This is a genomic window from Arthrobacter sp. CAL618 (assembly GCF_000468215.1).
Classification (GTDB): domain Bacteria; phylum Actinomycetota; class Actinomycetes; order Actinomycetales; family Micrococcaceae; genus Arthrobacter_D.
In genome coordinates, this window is record NZ_ASZW01000162.1 from 25745 (window position 1) to 40785 (window position 15041).

At 64.8% G+C, this 15041-nt stretch carries 16 protein-coding genes and 1 riboswitch; of the genes, 5 read left to right on the top strand and 11 right to left on the bottom strand.

What is annotated here, in order from left to right:
* Window positions 1–31: 31 nt before the first annotated feature.
* The 3 genes from K728_RS0109925 to K728_RS0109935 form a co-directional block, all read right to left on the bottom strand.
* Window positions 32–970 (bottom strand): hypothetical protein, encoded by a 939-nt coding sequence (locus K728_RS0109925; RefSeq protein ID WP_019483535.1) that lies wholly within the window; start codon window positions 968–970, stop codon window positions 32–34.
* On the bottom strand, window positions 970–2358 hold the full coding sequence (locus K728_RS0109930) for a glycine--tRNA ligase (RefSeq protein WP_019483536.1): 1389 nt from the start codon (window positions 2356–2358) through the stop codon (window positions 970–972). Before K728_RS0109930 ends, K728_RS0109925 begins: the two co-directional genes overlap by 1 nt.
* Before the next feature lie 243 nt (window positions 2359–2601).
* Complete coding sequence (locus tag K728_RS0109935) at window positions 2602–3570, bottom strand: DMT family transporter (RefSeq protein ID WP_019483537.1); 969 nt, start codon at window positions 3568–3570, stop codon at window positions 2602–2604.
* 105 nt (window positions 3571–3675) lie between these two features.
* On the opposite strand from K728_RS0109935, the gene K728_RS19080 reads away from it, so the two are divergent.
* Entirely contained in the window at window positions 3676–3936 is a 261-nt protein-coding gene (locus K728_RS19080; RefSeq protein ID WP_019483538.1) for an RNA-binding S4 domain-containing protein, read from the top strand.
* On the opposite strand, the gene K728_RS0109945 is transcribed toward K728_RS19080, so the two are convergent.
* On the bottom strand, window positions 3923–4633 hold the full coding sequence (locus K728_RS0109945) for an alpha/beta hydrolase (protein ID WP_019483539.1): 711 nt from the start codon (window positions 4631–4633) through the stop codon (window positions 3923–3925). The genes K728_RS19080 and K728_RS0109945 overlap by 14 nt on opposite strands.
* A gap of 115 nt (window positions 4634–4748) precedes the next feature.
* Here K728_RS0109945 and K728_RS0109950 point away from each other — a divergent pair, with 115 nt between their 5' ends.
* Window positions 4749–5570 (top strand): SGNH/GDSL hydrolase family protein, encoded by an 822-nt coding sequence (locus tag K728_RS0109950; protein ID WP_024476586.1) that lies wholly within the window; start codon window positions 4749–4751, stop codon window positions 5568–5570.
* A 14-nt stretch (window positions 5571–5584) separates the two neighbouring features.
* Here the strand turns inward: K728_RS0109950 and metX are convergent, their stop codons facing one another.
* A complete protein-coding gene (gene metX, locus K728_RS0109955) occupies window positions 5585–6718 on the bottom strand; it encodes a homoserine O-acetyltransferase MetX (protein ID WP_019483541.1) in 1134 nt (377 codons plus the stop codon).
* 18 nt (window positions 6719–6736) lie between these two features.
* A riboswitch (SAM riboswitch) is annotated at window positions 6737–6872 on the bottom strand.
* Between the two features lie 117 nt (window positions 6873–6989).
* On the opposite strand from metX, the gene K728_RS0109960 reads away from it, so the two are divergent.
* Together K728_RS0109960 and K728_RS0109965 are read left to right on the top strand one after the other, a co-directional pair.
* Window positions 6990–7418 (top strand): hypothetical protein, encoded by a 429-nt coding sequence (locus K728_RS0109960; protein WP_019483542.1) that lies wholly within the window; start codon window positions 6990–6992, stop codon window positions 7416–7418.
* Window positions 7419–7422: 4 nt separating this feature from the next.
* Window positions 7423–8064, top strand: a complete 642-nt coding sequence (locus K728_RS0109965) for a VOC family protein (protein WP_019483543.1) — start codon at window positions 7423–7425, stop codon at window positions 8062–8064.
* Between the two features lie 41 nt (window positions 8065–8105).
* On the opposite strand, the gene K728_RS0109970 is transcribed toward K728_RS0109965, so the two are convergent.
* The 6 genes from K728_RS0109970 to K728_RS0109995 all read right to left on the bottom strand — a co-directional run bounded on the left by K728_RS0109970 (window position 8106) and on the right by K728_RS0109995 (window position 13503).
* Complete coding sequence (locus K728_RS0109970; RefSeq protein ID WP_019483544.1) at window positions 8106–8915, bottom strand: CPBP family intramembrane glutamic endopeptidase; 810 nt, start codon at window positions 8913–8915, stop codon at window positions 8106–8108.
* Window positions 8916–8945: 30 nt separating this feature from the next.
* On the bottom strand, window positions 8946–9746 hold the full coding sequence (locus tag K728_RS0109975; protein WP_019483545.1) for a DeoR/GlpR family DNA-binding transcription regulator: 801 nt from the start codon (window positions 9744–9746) through the stop codon (window positions 8946–8948).
* Window positions 9743–10630 carry a class II fructose-bisphosphate aldolase gene (locus K728_RS0109980; RefSeq protein WP_024476587.1) on the bottom strand — a complete coding sequence of 296 codons (888 nt, stop codon included), beginning with the start codon at window positions 10628–10630 and terminating at the stop codon, window positions 9743–9745. The genes K728_RS0109975 and K728_RS0109980 overlap by 4 nt, the downstream gene beginning before the upstream one ends.
* On the bottom strand, window positions 10627–11589 hold the full coding sequence (locus K728_RS0109985; RefSeq protein ID WP_019483547.1) for a 1-phosphofructokinase family hexose kinase: 963 nt from the start codon (window positions 11587–11589) through the stop codon (window positions 10627–10629). Before K728_RS0109985 ends, K728_RS0109980 begins: the two co-directional genes overlap by 4 nt.
* Entirely contained in the window at window positions 11586–12548 is a 963-nt protein-coding gene (locus tag K728_RS0109990; protein ID WP_019483548.1) for an ROK family protein, read from the bottom strand. The genes K728_RS0109985 and K728_RS0109990 overlap by 4 nt, the downstream gene beginning before the upstream one ends.
* 7 nt (window positions 12549–12555) lie before the next feature.
* The gene (locus K728_RS0109995; protein ID WP_019483549.1) at window positions 12556–13503 is read right to left on the bottom strand and encodes an SIS domain-containing protein; all 948 of its coding nucleotides are present in this window, start codon (window positions 13501–13503) and stop codon (window positions 12556–12558) included.
* Between the two features lie 296 nt (window positions 13504–13799).
* Here K728_RS0109995 and K728_RS0110000 point away from each other — a divergent pair.
* On the top strand, window positions 13800–15041 hold a 1242-nt coding region (locus tag K728_RS0110000; RefSeq protein WP_024476588.1), incomplete at its 3' end, for an extracellular solute-binding protein.

The following is a 15041-nucleotide window of genomic DNA, read 5'->3' on the forward strand; positions in this document are numbered from 1 at the left end:
CCCGCCTTATCTCACTGTTCAGGTCCAGTCGCTAGTCGCTGATCACCTGGGTTTCCGGTGCGCTGACCGATGCTGATCCCATCGCCAGGAGCGGCTCGACCACGTTGACGAGGGCGGTCATCGAATCATCCACCTCAAGCAGTACCGGGAACTGGTGCACCAGCATCGCCAGCAGGGACGCTACCGCGGCTTCCTGCTCCGCCGGAGCGAGGTCGGGGTCGTAGCCAACCAGTACGTCGGCTGGATCATCGGTCCGGGTCTGGGTGTAGCTGACAGCGAACGCGGCGATCTTCCCGCCGTCGGCCTGCGGCTTGTCCCTGAGCACCACTGCTCCCCCGGCCCCGGTGGAGTCGGCAAGAAGATACTGCTGGGCCTGGCCCAGGGTCATGTCCGCCGGATCCCACGCGTGCACCGAGTTGTACCAGGCGGCGACGGCGGTGGTCAGCTCAACCGATCCGGTCGCCGCTTCGTCCAGCTGCGGGCCACCAGCGTCGTCGAAGACCGGCAGCGACAGCGCACCGGGCTCCACCTTGACGATCCGCGACCGCTGGATCTGCCCGAACCCTGAGGCCGTGGCGAAATCCGCGCCAGTGCTGCCGGGAATCACCTTCGCCCGCAACTGGGTGGCGCCCGACGGCGACCCGCCCGCCTCATGACGCAGCATCGCCAGCAGCGTGGACCCCACCCCGGTGCGGCGGTGGTCCGCCGCGACCTCAATGTAGGCCCACAGCCGCTGGTTGTGGAGCTTCGGTTCAAAGACATACGCTGCGGCGACCGGAACGCCCGTACCGTCTCCCGCTGTACCGGTTCCCACCACGTCTTCGGCCACAATGCAGCGCAGCCACGGGGTGTTCGATGACGGACGGAACAGTGCCCTGGCCTGCTCGACCTGCGCGTTCTCGGGTCCGCCCCAGAGCTGGATCAGCTCAAGGTCGTCGCCGTCGCGCCATTCACGGTAGTTCAGCACCATCAGGAGCCGATCAGTCGGGCGGCCAGGTAACCCTCAACCTTGTCGAGGGAAACGCGTTCCTGGGCCATGGTGTCGCGTTCCCGGATGGTGACGGCCTGGTCGTCCAGGGTCTCGAAATCCACGGTGATGCAGAACGGGGTGCCGATCTCATCCTGGCGACGGTAGCGACGGCCGATGGCGCCGGCGTCGTCGAAGTCGATGTTCCAGTTCCGGCGCAACTGCGCGGCAAGATCCTTCGCCTTCGGCGACAGATCCTCGTTGCGGCTCAAGGGCAGCACGGCAGCCTTGACCGGCGCGAGGCGTGGGTCCAGCTTCAGGACGGTGCGCTTGTCGACGCCACCCTTGGAGTTGGGGGCCTCGTCCTCGGTGTAGGAATCCACCAGGAAGGCCATGAAGGACCGGGTCAGGCCAGCGGCGGGTTCGATCACGTACGGTGTGTACCGCTCGTTGGTGCCCTGGTTGAAGTAGCTCAGGTCGGTACCGGAGTGCTTCGAGTGGGTGGACAGGTCAAAGTCGGTGCGGTTCGCAATGCCCTCCAGCTCGCCCCACTCCGAACCCTGGAACCCGAACCGGTACTCAATGTCGGTGGTGCCCTTGGAGTAGTGGCTGAGCTTCTCCAGCGGGTGCACGAACAGCCGCAGGTTGTCCGGCTTGATGCCCAGGTCCGTGTACCAGTCGAGGCGGTTCTTGATCCAGTACTCGTGCCACTCGTCATCAGTGCCGGGCTCGACGAAGAATTCCATCTCCATCTGCTCGAACTCGCGGGTGCGGAAGATGAAGTTGCCCGGGGTGATTTCGTTGCGGAAGCTCTTGCCGATCTGGCCGATGCCGAAGGGTGGCTTCTTGCGGGAGGTGTTGAGGACGTTGTTGAAGTTCACGAAAATGCCCTGGGCGGTTTCCGGCCGCAGGTAGTGCATGCCTTCCTCGTTGGCGACGGGGCCCAGGAAGGTTTTCAGCAGTCCCGAGAACTCCTGCGGTTCCGTCCATTCCCCGCGGGTGCCACAGTTGGCGCAGGCAATGTCCTTGAGCCCGTTTTCGGCGGCGCGGCCCTTCTTTTCCTCATATTCTTCCTCGAGGTGGTCGGCCCGGTACCGCTTGTGGCAGCTGAGGCATTCCACCAGGGGGTCGCTGAACACCTCGACGTGGCCGGATGCCTCCCAGACCTTGCGCGGGAGGATCACGGAGGAATCCAGGCCGACGACGTCGTCGCGCCCGCGAACCACTGACTGCCACCACTGGCGTTTGATGTTTTCCTTCAACTCGGCGCCGAGGGGACCATAGTCCCAGGCTGACCGTGATCCGCCGTAGATTTCCCCCGCCTGGAAGACAAACCCGCGGCGCTTCGCGAGGGAAATGATGGGGTCGAGTGCGGACTGGTTCTTGGCCAAGGTGGTTCTCCATTTCTACAGGCCGCTGGGTGCGGTCCGTGGTGGTGTCCGGCAGGGCTGAGGTTCAGCTCCTGGTTCCGGTGAATGGTCCCGGTGAGGGGTTCCAAAACAGGGGCTGGGTGCCTGCTCGAATCGAAGGTACAACCTTAGCCTACCGAGGCGTATCGGCTGCCGGGGTGTATCGGCTGCTCCGGTCAACTACCCGGGTCAACTGCCCAGGTCAAGGCATCTGGGGTCGGCTGATCAGCGTACCCGGAGCGCCCGTCTCGGCCAGGGCAAGGTGGTCAGCACAATGGCGATGAGGGTGAGGATGGGGCCCGCCACGGTGGCGAGTTCCACCACGGTGCCCGGGGTCGGGAAGACCAGGTCGAGGGCCAGGGAACCGACCAGCTGGCCTGCGATCATCCCCAGACCGGTGAGCAGGACGCCGAGGCTCCGGACCAGCACCGCTCCCAGCCCGATGAAGACGCATCCCAGCGGACCGCCGAGGTAATACCACCACTCGGCGGGCAGGGCCGCGCCCGGCCCGGCGATGAGAATTTTGATCAGCCAGGCGAGCAGCAGGACCGACGCCCCGGAGATGAAATTGATCAGGGTGGCGATGATTGGGGTCCCATAGTGAACCGACGCGGTGCCATTCATGGCCTGTTGGAAGCTGATGAGGAATCCGGCCAGGATCGGCAGCAGCACCGGTATCAGCCAGCTGCTGAGGTCGCCGGTGGCACCGAACCGGGGTGACACCGCCCAGACCACGGCAGCGACGGCGAGCGCCGTGCCAATTAATCGCATCACGGTCAGCGGTCGTTTCCCTGCCGGCCCGATGCCTGCACGGTCGGCGAGCAGGCCGCTGAGGGTCTGGCCCATCACTGCCGCTACCGTGAAGAGCGCCACCCCCAGAACACCGATGGTCAGGGACTGGGAGAAGACAAAGAACGCGCCGATGGTGCCAGCGGCAAGATAGATGGGCGGGAACCGCCGCTCCCGCACCGAGGGAAGTATCTGCCGGAAACCGGCCCGCCCCCGCGGCAGCACGAGGGTGATGATCACCATCAGGACGAGGCCGGTGCTGAAGCTGACCAGCGCTGCGGCAACCCCATCGTTGAGGTGTGTTCCGAGGGCGCCGTTGATTCTCCCCTGCAGGGGAATTGCCACGCCGGCTGAGACGGCGAGCAGCAGGCCGAGGAACAGGGGAAGCCGGGGGTGGTGTGACACCCATTGATCCTATGGCAGGCTGGCCCGTGCCCTGGGACCAGTCGAACGGATCAAGAGATTCGGAGCCATGCCGCTGAGACCGGCAGGGTCGGGCAGAATGGAGCCATGAACCAATCCCCAGAAAGCGACCCGACCGTCGGCCACACCATCCCCATTACTGATGACATGATCCGGCTGGGTCAGCTGCTGAAGCTATCCAATCTGGCTGAGGACGGCGCACAGGCCAAGGAGCTGGTGGATAACGGCCTCGTGAAAGTCAACGGGGCCATCGAGGAGCGCCGCGGCGCGCAGCTCCATCCAGGCGACGTGGTAACCGTGAATGGCGCCTCGGTCACTATCACCCGTGAGACCGCTAACGGCGGTTAGGCTGCGGTTCAATCCCGAAAACTGTCAGCTCGAGGAATTCCTTGACGTGGGCAAGCTCACGCATGCTGATGCTGTGGGCGATGCCCGCATACAGCACCTTGGTGAGGTTCGTGTGTGCGACAGCCCAGCGGTGAGTGAATTCAATCCGGTCGGGAGTGATCACCGGATCCTCCTGATCGCGCCCCCAGAAGAGCGGCACCGGGTGCGCTGCGGCGTCGTCGTCATTGAAGAACTGGCTGCCCTCGGCTGGCACCACAAACCCTGAGAGCCCGACGACGGCGGTGAAGTCGCGGGGGCGGTGACGCAGCAGAGTGGTGGCGACGGCCATTCCCATGGAGAAGCCGAGCAGGGACACGCTGGTATGCCCGGCTTTCACCGAGTCGAGCCAGCCGGCTACCTTGGCGACGGTGTCAGTCACCAGATCCACCGAGTATCCGGTGTCCTGGGTGAGGGGGAACCAGGTAAACCCTGGCCCCATCGCGTGGGGGGCCCGTACGGAGGCGACCGTGAGGTTGGGCGGCAGATGGTCGACTAAGCCCATGAGGTCTTCCTCATTGGCAAGATGTCCGTGGAACATGACGAGCAGGGCGGTACCCTCGCGTTCCGCCGCGGGGCGCGACCACAGGACCACGGGATCCCAGGCAGGCGCGGTGGCGTGATCGGCGGCTGGCAGGTGGGGTGATTCCGAAAGAGTCATTGACCTAGTCTTTCACGCGCGGAGGGTCGCGTTCAGTATCGGTCTGTAACAGGATAGAAGGATGAACCGGAACCTGTACCTGACGCCCGACACCCCGGCCGATCCTCACGACAGCATGCCAGAGAGCAGCGTGGCGAACAGTATCCCGCATCCGTGGACCCGCTATGTTGCCCTCGGTGACTCATTCACCGAGGGCATTGGTGACCCGAATCCCGAGAGCGTGGGCGGTAACAGGGGGTGGGCCGACCGGGTCGCTGAAGAACTCAGCAGGAGCCGGGAGGATTTCGCGTATGCCAACCTCGCCGTTCGTGGCCGGCTGCTGCACCAGATCGTGGACCAGCAGGTTGCACCGGCTTTGGCCTTGAAACCGGACCTGATCACCATCTCGGCTGGCGGCAACGACCTGATCCGACCGGGTGGCGACCCGGACCAGCTGGCGGCCCGGCTGGACGGTGCCGTTGAGGCGCTCAGCGCGGATCAGGCGACGGTGGTCCTGTTCGCTGGCCCCGACGCGAGAGATTCGGTGCTGGGCAACTTCAGGTCCAAGACGGCAATTTTCAACGAGAACCTGAGGATCATCGCCGCCCGGCATGACGCCCTGATCGCAGACATGTGGGCGCTCCGGCAGCTGGTGAACCCGCAGATGTGGGATGGAGACCGGTTGCACTTTTCCCCGCTGGGTCATCACACCATTGCCATGATGGTGCTGGAAACCCTCGCGGTACCCCATTCCCTGACGCCGCTCGAACCGCAGCCGCTGCCCCATCAGAGCTGGCGCGCCGCGCGGACGGAGGACCTGGTGTGGGCGAAGGTGTACTTCGTCCCCTGGGTGCTGCGCCGGCTCCGCCGCCAGTCCTCGGGCGACGGGGTACTGGCGAAAAGGCCCGATGCCGCTCCGATCTTTGGCCCCGGGATGCCCCCCGGCGTCGGCGGCTAAGCCCCGGTCATTCACTAGTGATCGGTGTAGAAGGCTTCCCGCAGGCGTTGATCGAGCTGGTGAATCTCGGTCAGGAAGGCGTCGTGGCCGATCGGTGAGACGATCGTGTGGACGGGCACCTCCCCCGGCAAGGCCTGTGCCAGGGTGTGGGACTGGCTGGGGAAATACAACCGGTCCGAGTCAACCGCTGCGATGAAGAACTCGGCGGTGGCATCCCGCAACGCCAGGTGCAGGGGACCGCGGTCCCGGCCGGCATCATGCCCCATAAGTGCTTCGGTCAGCACCAGATAGCTGTTGGCGTCGAACCGTTCCACCAGCTTGCTGGCTTGATGGTCAAGGTAGCTTTCCACCTGAAATCTGCCCCGGGCTGCCGGGTCCGACGAGCCGAAGGGTGTCTCTGCACCCTGTGCCGCCCGACCGAAGCGGTGCTCCAGCTCCGGCTCGGACCGGTAGGTGATGTGGGCGATGCGCCGGGCCAGCCCGAGCCCGGCGACCGGGCCTGTGCCCGGGTAGTAGTCCCCCGCGGCGAATCCCGGGTCCAACCGGATAGCCTGCAGCTGCGCCTGGGCGAAGGCAATCTGCTCTGCCGAGCTTGCGGCAGTGCAGGCGATGACTGCGCACCGTTCGACCCGCTCCGGGTACACCAGAGCCCACTCCAGGGCCCTCGCGCCGCCGAGCGACCCCCCGATCACCGAATGCCACCGATCGATTCCGAGCGCATCAGCCAGGAGGGCCTCAGCCCGGACCGAATCCCTGACCGTGAGGTAGGGGAATCGGGAGCCCCAGGGGACGCCGTCGGGGTCCCCTGACGCAGGTCCGGTGGAGCCATAGCAGCCGCCGAGCATATTGATGGATACGACAAAATACCTGGTGGTGTCGATGGTTTTGCCGGGGCCCACCAGCTGGTCCCACCAACCGTCTTCGGTCGAATCGCCGCGGGCAACATGGGAGCTGCCGGTCAGTGCATGCTGAATCAGGACGGCATTGGACCCATCGTCGTTGAGGGTGCCCCAGGTTTCATAGGCGAGCGTAATCTCGGGCAGGTGCCCCCCGGTTTCACAGGTGAAGGGGCCCAGACCGAGTGAGCGGACGACGCCGTCAGGTGTCACCTGGGCCCGGTCCTGTTGTGCGGTGTGAATAGTTGTCACTGGTATCGCCCACCTCGGAATCCGCGCTTGCGCCGGACACCCTGTCCGCCGCCTGGTCGTCACCCGGGGCACCCCACCGCGAAGGAGGGTTGCCGTCCAGCAAGCCGGGGCTTGGTGGAGCGGGGTGTTCCGCTCCGTGCTGGCACTCGTGACCTGTTCCTAGATAACCCGAAAACGCAGCTTCGACGCAAATATGTGAACGTCCGTGTATCTGAAAGTCCGTGGCAAAAAAGACCCTGATCTACCCCCAGCAGCCCGATAAGCTTGCGCCATGCGGATCCGCCCAATCGATCTCGTCGATGTTTTTGTCTACCTCGTCGTCCTGGGTCTGTTCATTCAACTGTTTCCCGCGGTGATTTCCGAGACGTTCACCCTGGCGTTGCTGACCGCTGCGCTGCTGAAGCTGGTGCTCGAACTGGTGATGCGGGTGAAGAAGGCCCTGTTGACCCGCGTCCGTACGGCTGAGCGGGTTCTCCCCCGGGTGATCAATGGTGGGGCCCTGCTGCTGGTGCTTCCCGGAAGCAAACTCCTGGTGCTCCAGCTGGTGGCGTTCCTCTTCGGCGATGCGGTGTACCTGGGTGGCTTCTTCCAGGTCACGGCGCTGATCATCGTTCTGATGGCTGCCCGGGGTGGCGTGAGACGCCTTTTCGTCGGTAAGGGTAGCCTAAGTCGAGACACAGATCACAAAGTGCCAAACTAGGGCCATGCGCTTGGACCATGTCTCATATGCTTGTGAACCCGACGGCCTCGTAGCAACTGCGGGGAGGATCGCCGATGCCCTCGGCGTCGACCCGGTGAAGGGTGGTGTGCATCCCCGCTTCGGCACCAGGAACATGATTTTCCCGATGCTGAACGGTCAATATCTCGAAGTTGTTGAGGTGCTGAACCACCCGGCTTCCGACAAAGCTCCCTTCGGCCAGGCGGTTCGCGCCCGGTCCGAGGCTGGCGGCGGCTGGATGGGTTGGTGTGTTGCTGTGGATGATCTGGCCCCCTTCGAGGAACGCCTCGGTCGTAGCGCCGTCCCGGGCAACCGCAAATTTCCTGACGGTCAGGAGCTCACCTGGCAGCAGATTGGCATCAAGGGGCTGATCGCTGATCCCCAGGTCCCCTATATGTTGCGGTGGGACGACGGTACTGAGGCCCTGCACCCCTCACAGGCCCGACCCGCTACAGTGCGCCTCGATTCGCTGACCATTGCAGGGTCCCCCGACCGGATTGCTGAATGGCTGGGCACGCCGGCGACCGAGCCGCTCGATGAGGTTGTTGTGCAGTGGGTGGCACCCAATGGCACTCCCGGCATCATGTCCGTGACCTTCCAGACTGCCAACGGCCTGGTGGAAATCTAACTGCACCCTTTCGTGTGACCGGCCGGCAAGTTGCCACGCGACTAGTCGCCGATACCAATCGCCGATCCAAAGAGGGCGAAGCCTACAAACCCGGCGATATCGAGCAGGGCGTGGGCGATGACCAGGGGCATCACCCGTTTGGTCCGGGTGTAGGCATATCCAAAGATCAGACCCATCAGGACATTGCCGATAAACGGCCCGAAGCCCTGATACAGGTGGTAGCTGCCCCGGAGCAGGGCACTGGTGATGATAATGACCGGCATTGACCAGCCCAGCTGCTTCAGCCGGTGAAACAGGTATCCCACCACAATGACCTCTTCGACCACTGCGTGACGCAGCGCCGAGAGAATCAGGACGGGCACGGTCCACCAGTAGGCGTCGAGCGCAGCGGGCTCGATTGCCGTCGTGATCCCCAGCGCACGCCCCGCCGCATAGACGCCGAGCGTGCCGACCCCAATGACCATCGCCAGGCCGAACCCCAGGCCGAAATCGACCCGTGGCCGGCTGAAAGTGAATCCCAGGGTGCGGAACACCGACTTTCCCGGCTCCGTCAGGAGGAAAAGCACCAGGAACACCGGAACCAGCGCGAAGAAGATGCCGAGCAGCTGGTAGGTGAGGTCGAAGTACTGGCGGTCATTCAGGACCGGATTCAGCCGGGTAGTCTGCGCAGCGAGCGGCGCCTGGCTGAGCTTGTCGAGCAGGTTGACCACCGCGTAGACGGCCGATTGCCCGAGGGAAAGTCCGAGCACAATCGCTATCTCGGCGGTGATCCGCCGACGTTGGACGGGGGCCGACCGGTTGACATCGTCCGGCGTCGACGTCGTGGACGCCTTGGGTATCTCGGTGGACATGCCAGCCATCCTAGTGGGCGATCCTTGGGGCTAGTCGGCACCCAGCTTCGGGGCGACGATGACGGTGGTCCCATGCTCTTCGAACGACCGCCGCTGAGCGGCGGTGATTCCTGAGTCGGTGATCAGGTTGCTGAAGGTGTAGCCGGTCATGGTCGCGAAGCATCGGGTACCGATCTTCGACGAGTCCGCGACAACGTAGGCCTTGGCGGCGCGTTTGGCGACCATTGCGTTGACCGCGGCTTCACCCTCGTCGCTGATGGTGGGCCCAACGACCGGGTCCAGCCCGTTGACTCCGACAAACGCCAGGTCGAGGGCCACCCGCTGCAGCACCGCGTCAGCATACGAACCCACCAGTTCATAGGAGCGGGGGTTGACGATGCCACCGGTGACCATGATTTTGAAGTTGGGCCGGACAGCGAGCTGGGCTGCAATGTTGATGGCGTTGGTGACGACAGTAAGCGTTGGCTTGTTTGACGGTTCCATCAGGTCGCTGCGTTTGCTGAGCGCCGAGGCGATTGCCGTGCTGGTGGTCCCGCCGCAGAGCCCGATCACCGCTCCCTTGGGGATGAGGTCGCTTGCGGCCTGCGCGATCGCGCGCTTCTGCCCGGCGTGGACGTCCTTGTTGTAGCGCCCGGGCAGATCGTAGGCGACGGTTTCGATGGTGGCCCCACCGTGTGTGCGGGTCAGCAACCGCTGCTCCGCGAGGCTGTCCAGGTCCCGCCGGGCGGTGGCCGGAGAGACTTTGAGCTTGCTGACTATTTCGTCGACTTCCACCTGGGTGGCTTCGGAGAGTAGGTCAAGGATGGCGCTGAGCCGTTCCGCGCGTTTCATCCCGCTGGCCCGTTCCCGTTGATGGTGGCTGCCGCAGCGACCGGGCCGGCAGTAGCGAAGAGGGTGAGCAGGCGTGCGGTTTCCGATTCGATGGCAGCACGCCCGGCCCCGATATACTTCCGCGGGTCGACGATTGTCGGATTGTGGTCCAGGTACAGGCGAACGGCCCGGGTAGAGAGGCTGTTCAGGTGCGTGGAGACATTGATTTTGGTCATCCCGGCCCGGATCGCCGCAGCGATAACGTCGTCAGAAACCCCCGACGACCCGTGCAGGACCAGCGGCACATCGAGCACTGAGTTCAGGGCCGCGATCAGGACCAGGTCCAGTTCGGCGCTGCGCTGAGTCATCGCGTGGGAGGAGCCGACGGCGACGGCGAGCGCGTCGACACCCGTGGCCGNCGCCACAAAGGCGGCGGCCTCCCCCGGGTCCGTCCTGACGCCCGGCGCGTGAGCGCCGTCCTTCCCGCCGACCTTGCCGAGTTCGGCTTCCACATACACGCCGCGTTCCCGGGCGTAGGTGGCCACGCGAGTGGTGGTGGCAACATTCTCGTCGAAGTCCAGGGCGGCGCCGTCGTACATCACCGATCCGAAGCCCAGGTCCACCGCGGCGAACGCCAGCTCAGGATCTTCAGCGTGATCCAGATGCACTGCGACCGGCACCAGGGCGGCGCGGGCGATGGCAAGGGTGGCGAGAGCGATCGGTTCCAGCCCGCGATGGTAGTTGACGCAGTTCTCGGAAATTTGGAGAATCACGGGCAGCCCCGCCGCTTCGGCCCCGGCCACCAGCGCCTCGGCGGTTTCCAGCTGGATGACGTTGAACGCGCCAATCCCGGTTTCCGCGGCTGCGGCCGCAGCCATCAGTTCGCCTGTCGGTGTGAGGGTCATGCGCGGGACTCCTGCTCGGGTAGGTGGTGCTGGTTGACGGTAACTGCCGGTTCCAGGTCCGGGTAGCTGGGGTGCAACTCGCCGGCGGCTGGCATCAGGACCGCGGCGGCCGACCACGCGACGGCGAGCCGCAGCAGGGTTTCCGCGGAGGTGATGCCGGCAGCGAGTACGACGGCGAGCGCCGCTACCGCCGCATCCCCAGCCCCCGTCGGGTTGCCGTCCACCCGGGGTAGCGACGCCTGCTGGGGTGGTTGTCCCGTCCGGTACAGGTACATGCCAGCCTCGGCGCAGCTGACCACTACGGTTCCCGCGCCGCGGTCCAGCAACATCTGGGCGCCGTCGGCAATGGTTGCCGCTCCGGTCGCTTCCAGAAGTTCATGGTGGTTGGGTTTCAGCACATCGGCACCAGCGTCAGCCGCGGCCAGGAGGGCAGCGCCGGAGGTGTCGATGATGCACGGAATTCCGTGCGCTTTTGCCTGGCGGACCAGTGCTGGATAAAAATCGGCTGGCGCTCCCTCTGGCAGGCTGCCGGCTCCCACGAGCACCCCGGCGCCAGCGAGGTTTTCTTCCACCAGCCCAGTCAGGGCATTCCATTCGGTGGCGGCCAGCGGTAGTCCTGCTTCATTGAAAATGCTGGTCTGCCCTGCCTCCCTGTCGACAAAGGCCATGCTCCGCCGGGTGGCCGCCGCCACCTCGGTCAGGGCGTAAGGCACGCCGCTGGCCGAGAGTTCGGAGCTGAATTCGGCGCCGGCTGCCCCCCCGACGGGCGCCACGGCGACCGCCGGGTACCCGGTCTGATGCACCACTCTTGCCACGTTCAGTCCCTTACCGCCAGCCCGCTGCAGCGGCGCCGAGACGCGGTGGGAGGCTCCGGGAATGAGCCGCGGGACCGCATAGGTCAGGTCGATGGCCGGGTTCGCGGTCACCGTGAGGACGTGGCCGCGGAGGTGCAGTGTCATGGCGCGTCCAGCAGGCCGCGGGCACGCAACGCTGCCCCGATGAGTCCTGCATCCTGACCCATCTGGGCCGCGAGCAGGACGGGGTGACGATGGAAGGAAAGGTTCTGCTTGACCCGCAGGCGCAGCGGATCAAGCAACGCAGCACCGGCCTGGGCCAGACCGCCGCCAATGACAACCGCCTCGGTGCCGAGGATCGCCACCAATTGGGCAATGCTGAACGCCAAAGCGGTGATGGCGTCATCGATTACCCGGCGGCCTGCCGGGTCCCCAGCAGCCGCTGCGGCGAACACCTCCCGGGCGCCGGGCACGGACTGCCCGGTGAGTTCGGAGTAGCGGCGGGCGATTGCACCGGCCGACCCGATGGTTTCCAGGCAGCCCCGGAGGCCACAGGTACAGTCCAGGCCGCCCGGCACCTGGGCATGGCCCAGTTCGCCGGCATAGCCGCCCCCGAGGACCCGCTTACCGTCGCAGAAAACGGCACCGGCAATACCGGTGCCAACAATGATCACCACGACGTCGTCCAGCCCGCGGGCCGCCCCAAAGCGCATTTCCGCGTCTCCGGCGGCGCCGACGTCGTGCGCGTAGCTGACCGGCAGACCAGTGGCGCGCCGCAGCCGGTCAGCGAAGGGAAAGTCCCGCCACCCCAGGTTCGCAGAATAGATGCCGACGCCGTTGACCTCATCGACCAGGCCCGGCGCGATCAATCCGATGGCTCCGATGGTCTTCGCCGGCCAGGCCGCCCGATACTCGGCGAGCAACCCGGCCGACCGCTCAACGATGCTTTCGCCCGGCACCCCGGAGCTGGCCGGGGTGGCAGTGCGTCGGATATCGGCCAGGGTCCCCGCAGGATCTGCGAGTGCCGACTTCAGATCGGTGCCACCCACGTCGATGGCCAGCACCAGGTCTTGGCCGGGACCGGTGGCTGGCTCCGGCGTCGCCGTTGGGTCGATGGTGCTCACGCCGGGACTACGAATCGTTGGTGGCTGCGGAGTCGAGAATGACCGAGCGGGTCAGGTTGCGCGGCAGGTCAGGATCCAGGCCCCGTGCCCTCGCCCGCTCCAGGGTGATTTTGTGGATCAGGGCGAGATCGGCCAAGGGGTGGCGCCCAGTGTAGACATAGTCGGCTCCGGTGGGGGCGACGTCGTCGGCGAGGCCAGGGATGTCAGCGCCGAAGAGCCACACGACCCGCCCCGGTGCGGCAATCGAGATGGGACCGTGGCGGTATTCCATCGCCGGGTAGGACTCGGTCCAACCCTGGACGCCCTCGCGCATTTTCAGTCCGGCCTCGTGGGCAAGGCCAACCGTCCAGTTCGTGCCGAGGAAGGTGAACTGTTCGGCGTCGAGCAGCCGGGGACTGACCTCTGCTGCCAGGGCCGCCGCAGCATCGGTCAACGCCGGCTCCAGGTCGATCCCCACGGAGGTGAGCAGATAGACGAGCGCCGCAGTGGCGAACCGGGTCTGCACCACCGACTGCTCGTCGGCGTAGGGCAGGGCAACGACGGCGTCGGCGAGCCCGATGGCGGGCGAATCGACATCGCCGATCACGGCGATCATCCGCAGCGTGCCCTGCAAGGACCTCATCAATTCCAGCACCTCGGTGGTGGTGCCTGAGCGGGAGATGGCGACCACCGCGTCGTAGCCGCGGCCTGCCACGACCGACGCTTCGGAAGCAGCGAACGCATCGGTCAGTCCTTTGCCGGCGCCTTCGCGTGCGGCGGCGTAGCTTTGCGCCATGAACCAGGACGTGCCACAGCCGACGACGGCCACCCGGTCACCGTCTTTCGGGAGGAGATCCTCGGCCATCGTCTGATCGATCGCCTGTCGCCAGACCGCTGGCTGGGAGTGAAGCTCCCGGTCCATGTGTGCCCCGGCGGGGGCTGGGGCACCGGGTGCCTCGGGGGTGGGATGGGACATCTGGCGCTCCTTCACGGTGGCCGCGGCTAGGTCCGCGAGTGATTAGGTGTGACGTTTCAAGAGGTAAAGCAATCAGTATCAATCTAACCATCCCTGGAACGTTTTGGGCAGTGCGCGTCTTGTAACGCTCAGATTTCAATTCGCGCATCAGCTTGACGTGAGACGTGGATCACGCGAGTATCGTTCCACAATGGATGAACAGTAATGCTCATTCTGAGCTCAATACCGTCAACTTGTTGCAAGTATTCCTGTGACAGCTCTAGCAGCTGCACCACCTTTGGAAAAACGAGGAAACCATGAAGAAATCCATCCGTACCGGAGTTGTCGCAAGCGTTGCGGCTGCCGGTCTCTTGCTCACCTCTTGCGGCTTTGGCGGTGAGGATTCCGGCGGAGACGCAGAAGGCAGCACCTCCCTGGACCTGCTGGTACCCAGCTATTCCGACAACAGCAGGGCTCTATGGGAAGGCGTCATCGAGGAGTTCGAGGCCGCCAACGAAGACATCTCGGTCAACCTTCAGGTCGAATCGTGGGAGAACCTTGAGTCGGTCCTGAACACCCAGATCCAGGCCGGCGAGGCACCGGATATCTACAACGGTGGCGCTTTTGCGGCCTTCGCCGAGGAAGGGCTGCTGTACCCGGCCGAGGAAATCGCCTCACCCGAAACTCTCGAAGACTTCCAGGAGTCCTTCGCGGTCAACGAGGAGTTTGACGGGACCCAGTACGCCCTGCCGTTGCTGGCGTCCGCACGGGCCATGTTCTACAACGAGGACCTGTTCGAAGAAGCCGGCGTTGACGGTGCACCCACCACCTGGGACGAGCTCTACGATGCCGCTGACGCTATCACCGAGACCGGAACCCCCGGTTACGGCATGCCACTCGGCTCCGAAGAAGCCCAGGGTGAAGCGCTGATCTGGATGGCTGGCAACGGCGGCGGATTCGGCGATGAAAACGAAATCACCGTCGATACGCCTGAAAACCTCGAGGCAGTCGAGTTCATGAAACGCATGATTGACGACGGATTGACCCAGTCCGATCCGGGAGCCACCCAACGCACCCCGATGATCAACGTGTTCATCCAGGGCCAGATTGGCATGGTTTACGGTCTGCCACAGACCGTCGGCCAGATCGAAGCCGAGAACCCTGAGCTGAACTACGGTTTGGCGAACATCCCCACCGCGACTGGTGAGCCCGCCACACTGGGTGTCGCAGACCGGCTGATGTCGTTCAAGAACGACGGCGACAAGGCCGAGGCCGTGACCGCGTTCATGGACTTCTTCTTCGCCGAGGACAACTACGTCGAATGGGTCAGCGCCGAAGGGTTCCTGCCGACCACCATTTCCGGTGCCGATCAGATGTCCGGCGATGAAACCCTGGCGCCGTTCCTTGACATGCTGCCGAGTGCAGTGTTCTACCCGACCTCCAACCCTGCCTGGAACGCCACCGATGGCGCGTTCAAGAGCCTGTTTGGCCAGCTTGGACAAGGGATGGAACCAGCAGAAGTGCTCGAGCAGATTCAAGCGGAAGCTGACGCAGCAGCC

Excerpts from the sequence above, each read along its gene's own strand:
- K728_RS0109925 (WP_019483535.1), bottom strand. The coding sequence starts at position 970 with ATGGTGCTGAACTACCGTGAATGGCGCGACGGCGACGACCTTGAGCTG.
- K728_RS19080 (WP_019483538.1), top strand. The coding sequence starts at position 3,676 with ATGAACCAATCCCCAGAAAGCGACCCGACCGTCGGCCACACCATCCCC.
- K728_RS0109945 (WP_019483539.1), bottom strand. The coding sequence starts at position 4,633 with ATGACTCTTTCGGAATCACCCCACCTGCCAGCCGCCGATCACGCCACC.
- K728_RS0109950 (WP_024476586.1), top strand. The coding sequence starts at position 4,749 with ATGCCAGAGAGCAGCGTGGCGAACAGTATCCCGCATCCGTGGACCCGC.
- K728_RS0109960 (WP_019483542.1), top strand. The coding sequence starts at position 6,990 with ATGCGGATCCGCCCAATCGATCTCGTCGATGTTTTTGTCTACCTCGTC.
- K728_RS0109965 (WP_019483543.1), top strand. The coding sequence starts at position 7,423 with ATGCGCTTGGACCATGTCTCATATGCTTGTGAACCCGACGGCCTCGTA.
- K728_RS0109970 (WP_019483544.1), bottom strand. The coding sequence starts at position 8,915 with ATGTCCACCGAGATACCCAAGGCGTCCACGACGTCGACGCCGGACGAT.
- K728_RS0109975 (WP_019483545.1), bottom strand. The coding sequence starts at position 9,746 with ATGAAACGCGCGGAACGGCTCAGCGCCATCCTTGACCTACTCTCCGAA.
- K728_RS0109985 (WP_019483547.1), bottom strand. The coding sequence starts at position 11,589 with ATGACACTGCACCTCCGCGGCCACGTCCTCACGGTGACCGCGAACCCG.
- K728_RS0109995 (WP_019483549.1), bottom strand. The coding sequence starts at position 13,503 with ATGTCCCATCCCACCCCCGAGGCACCCGGTGCCCCAGCCCCCGCCGGG.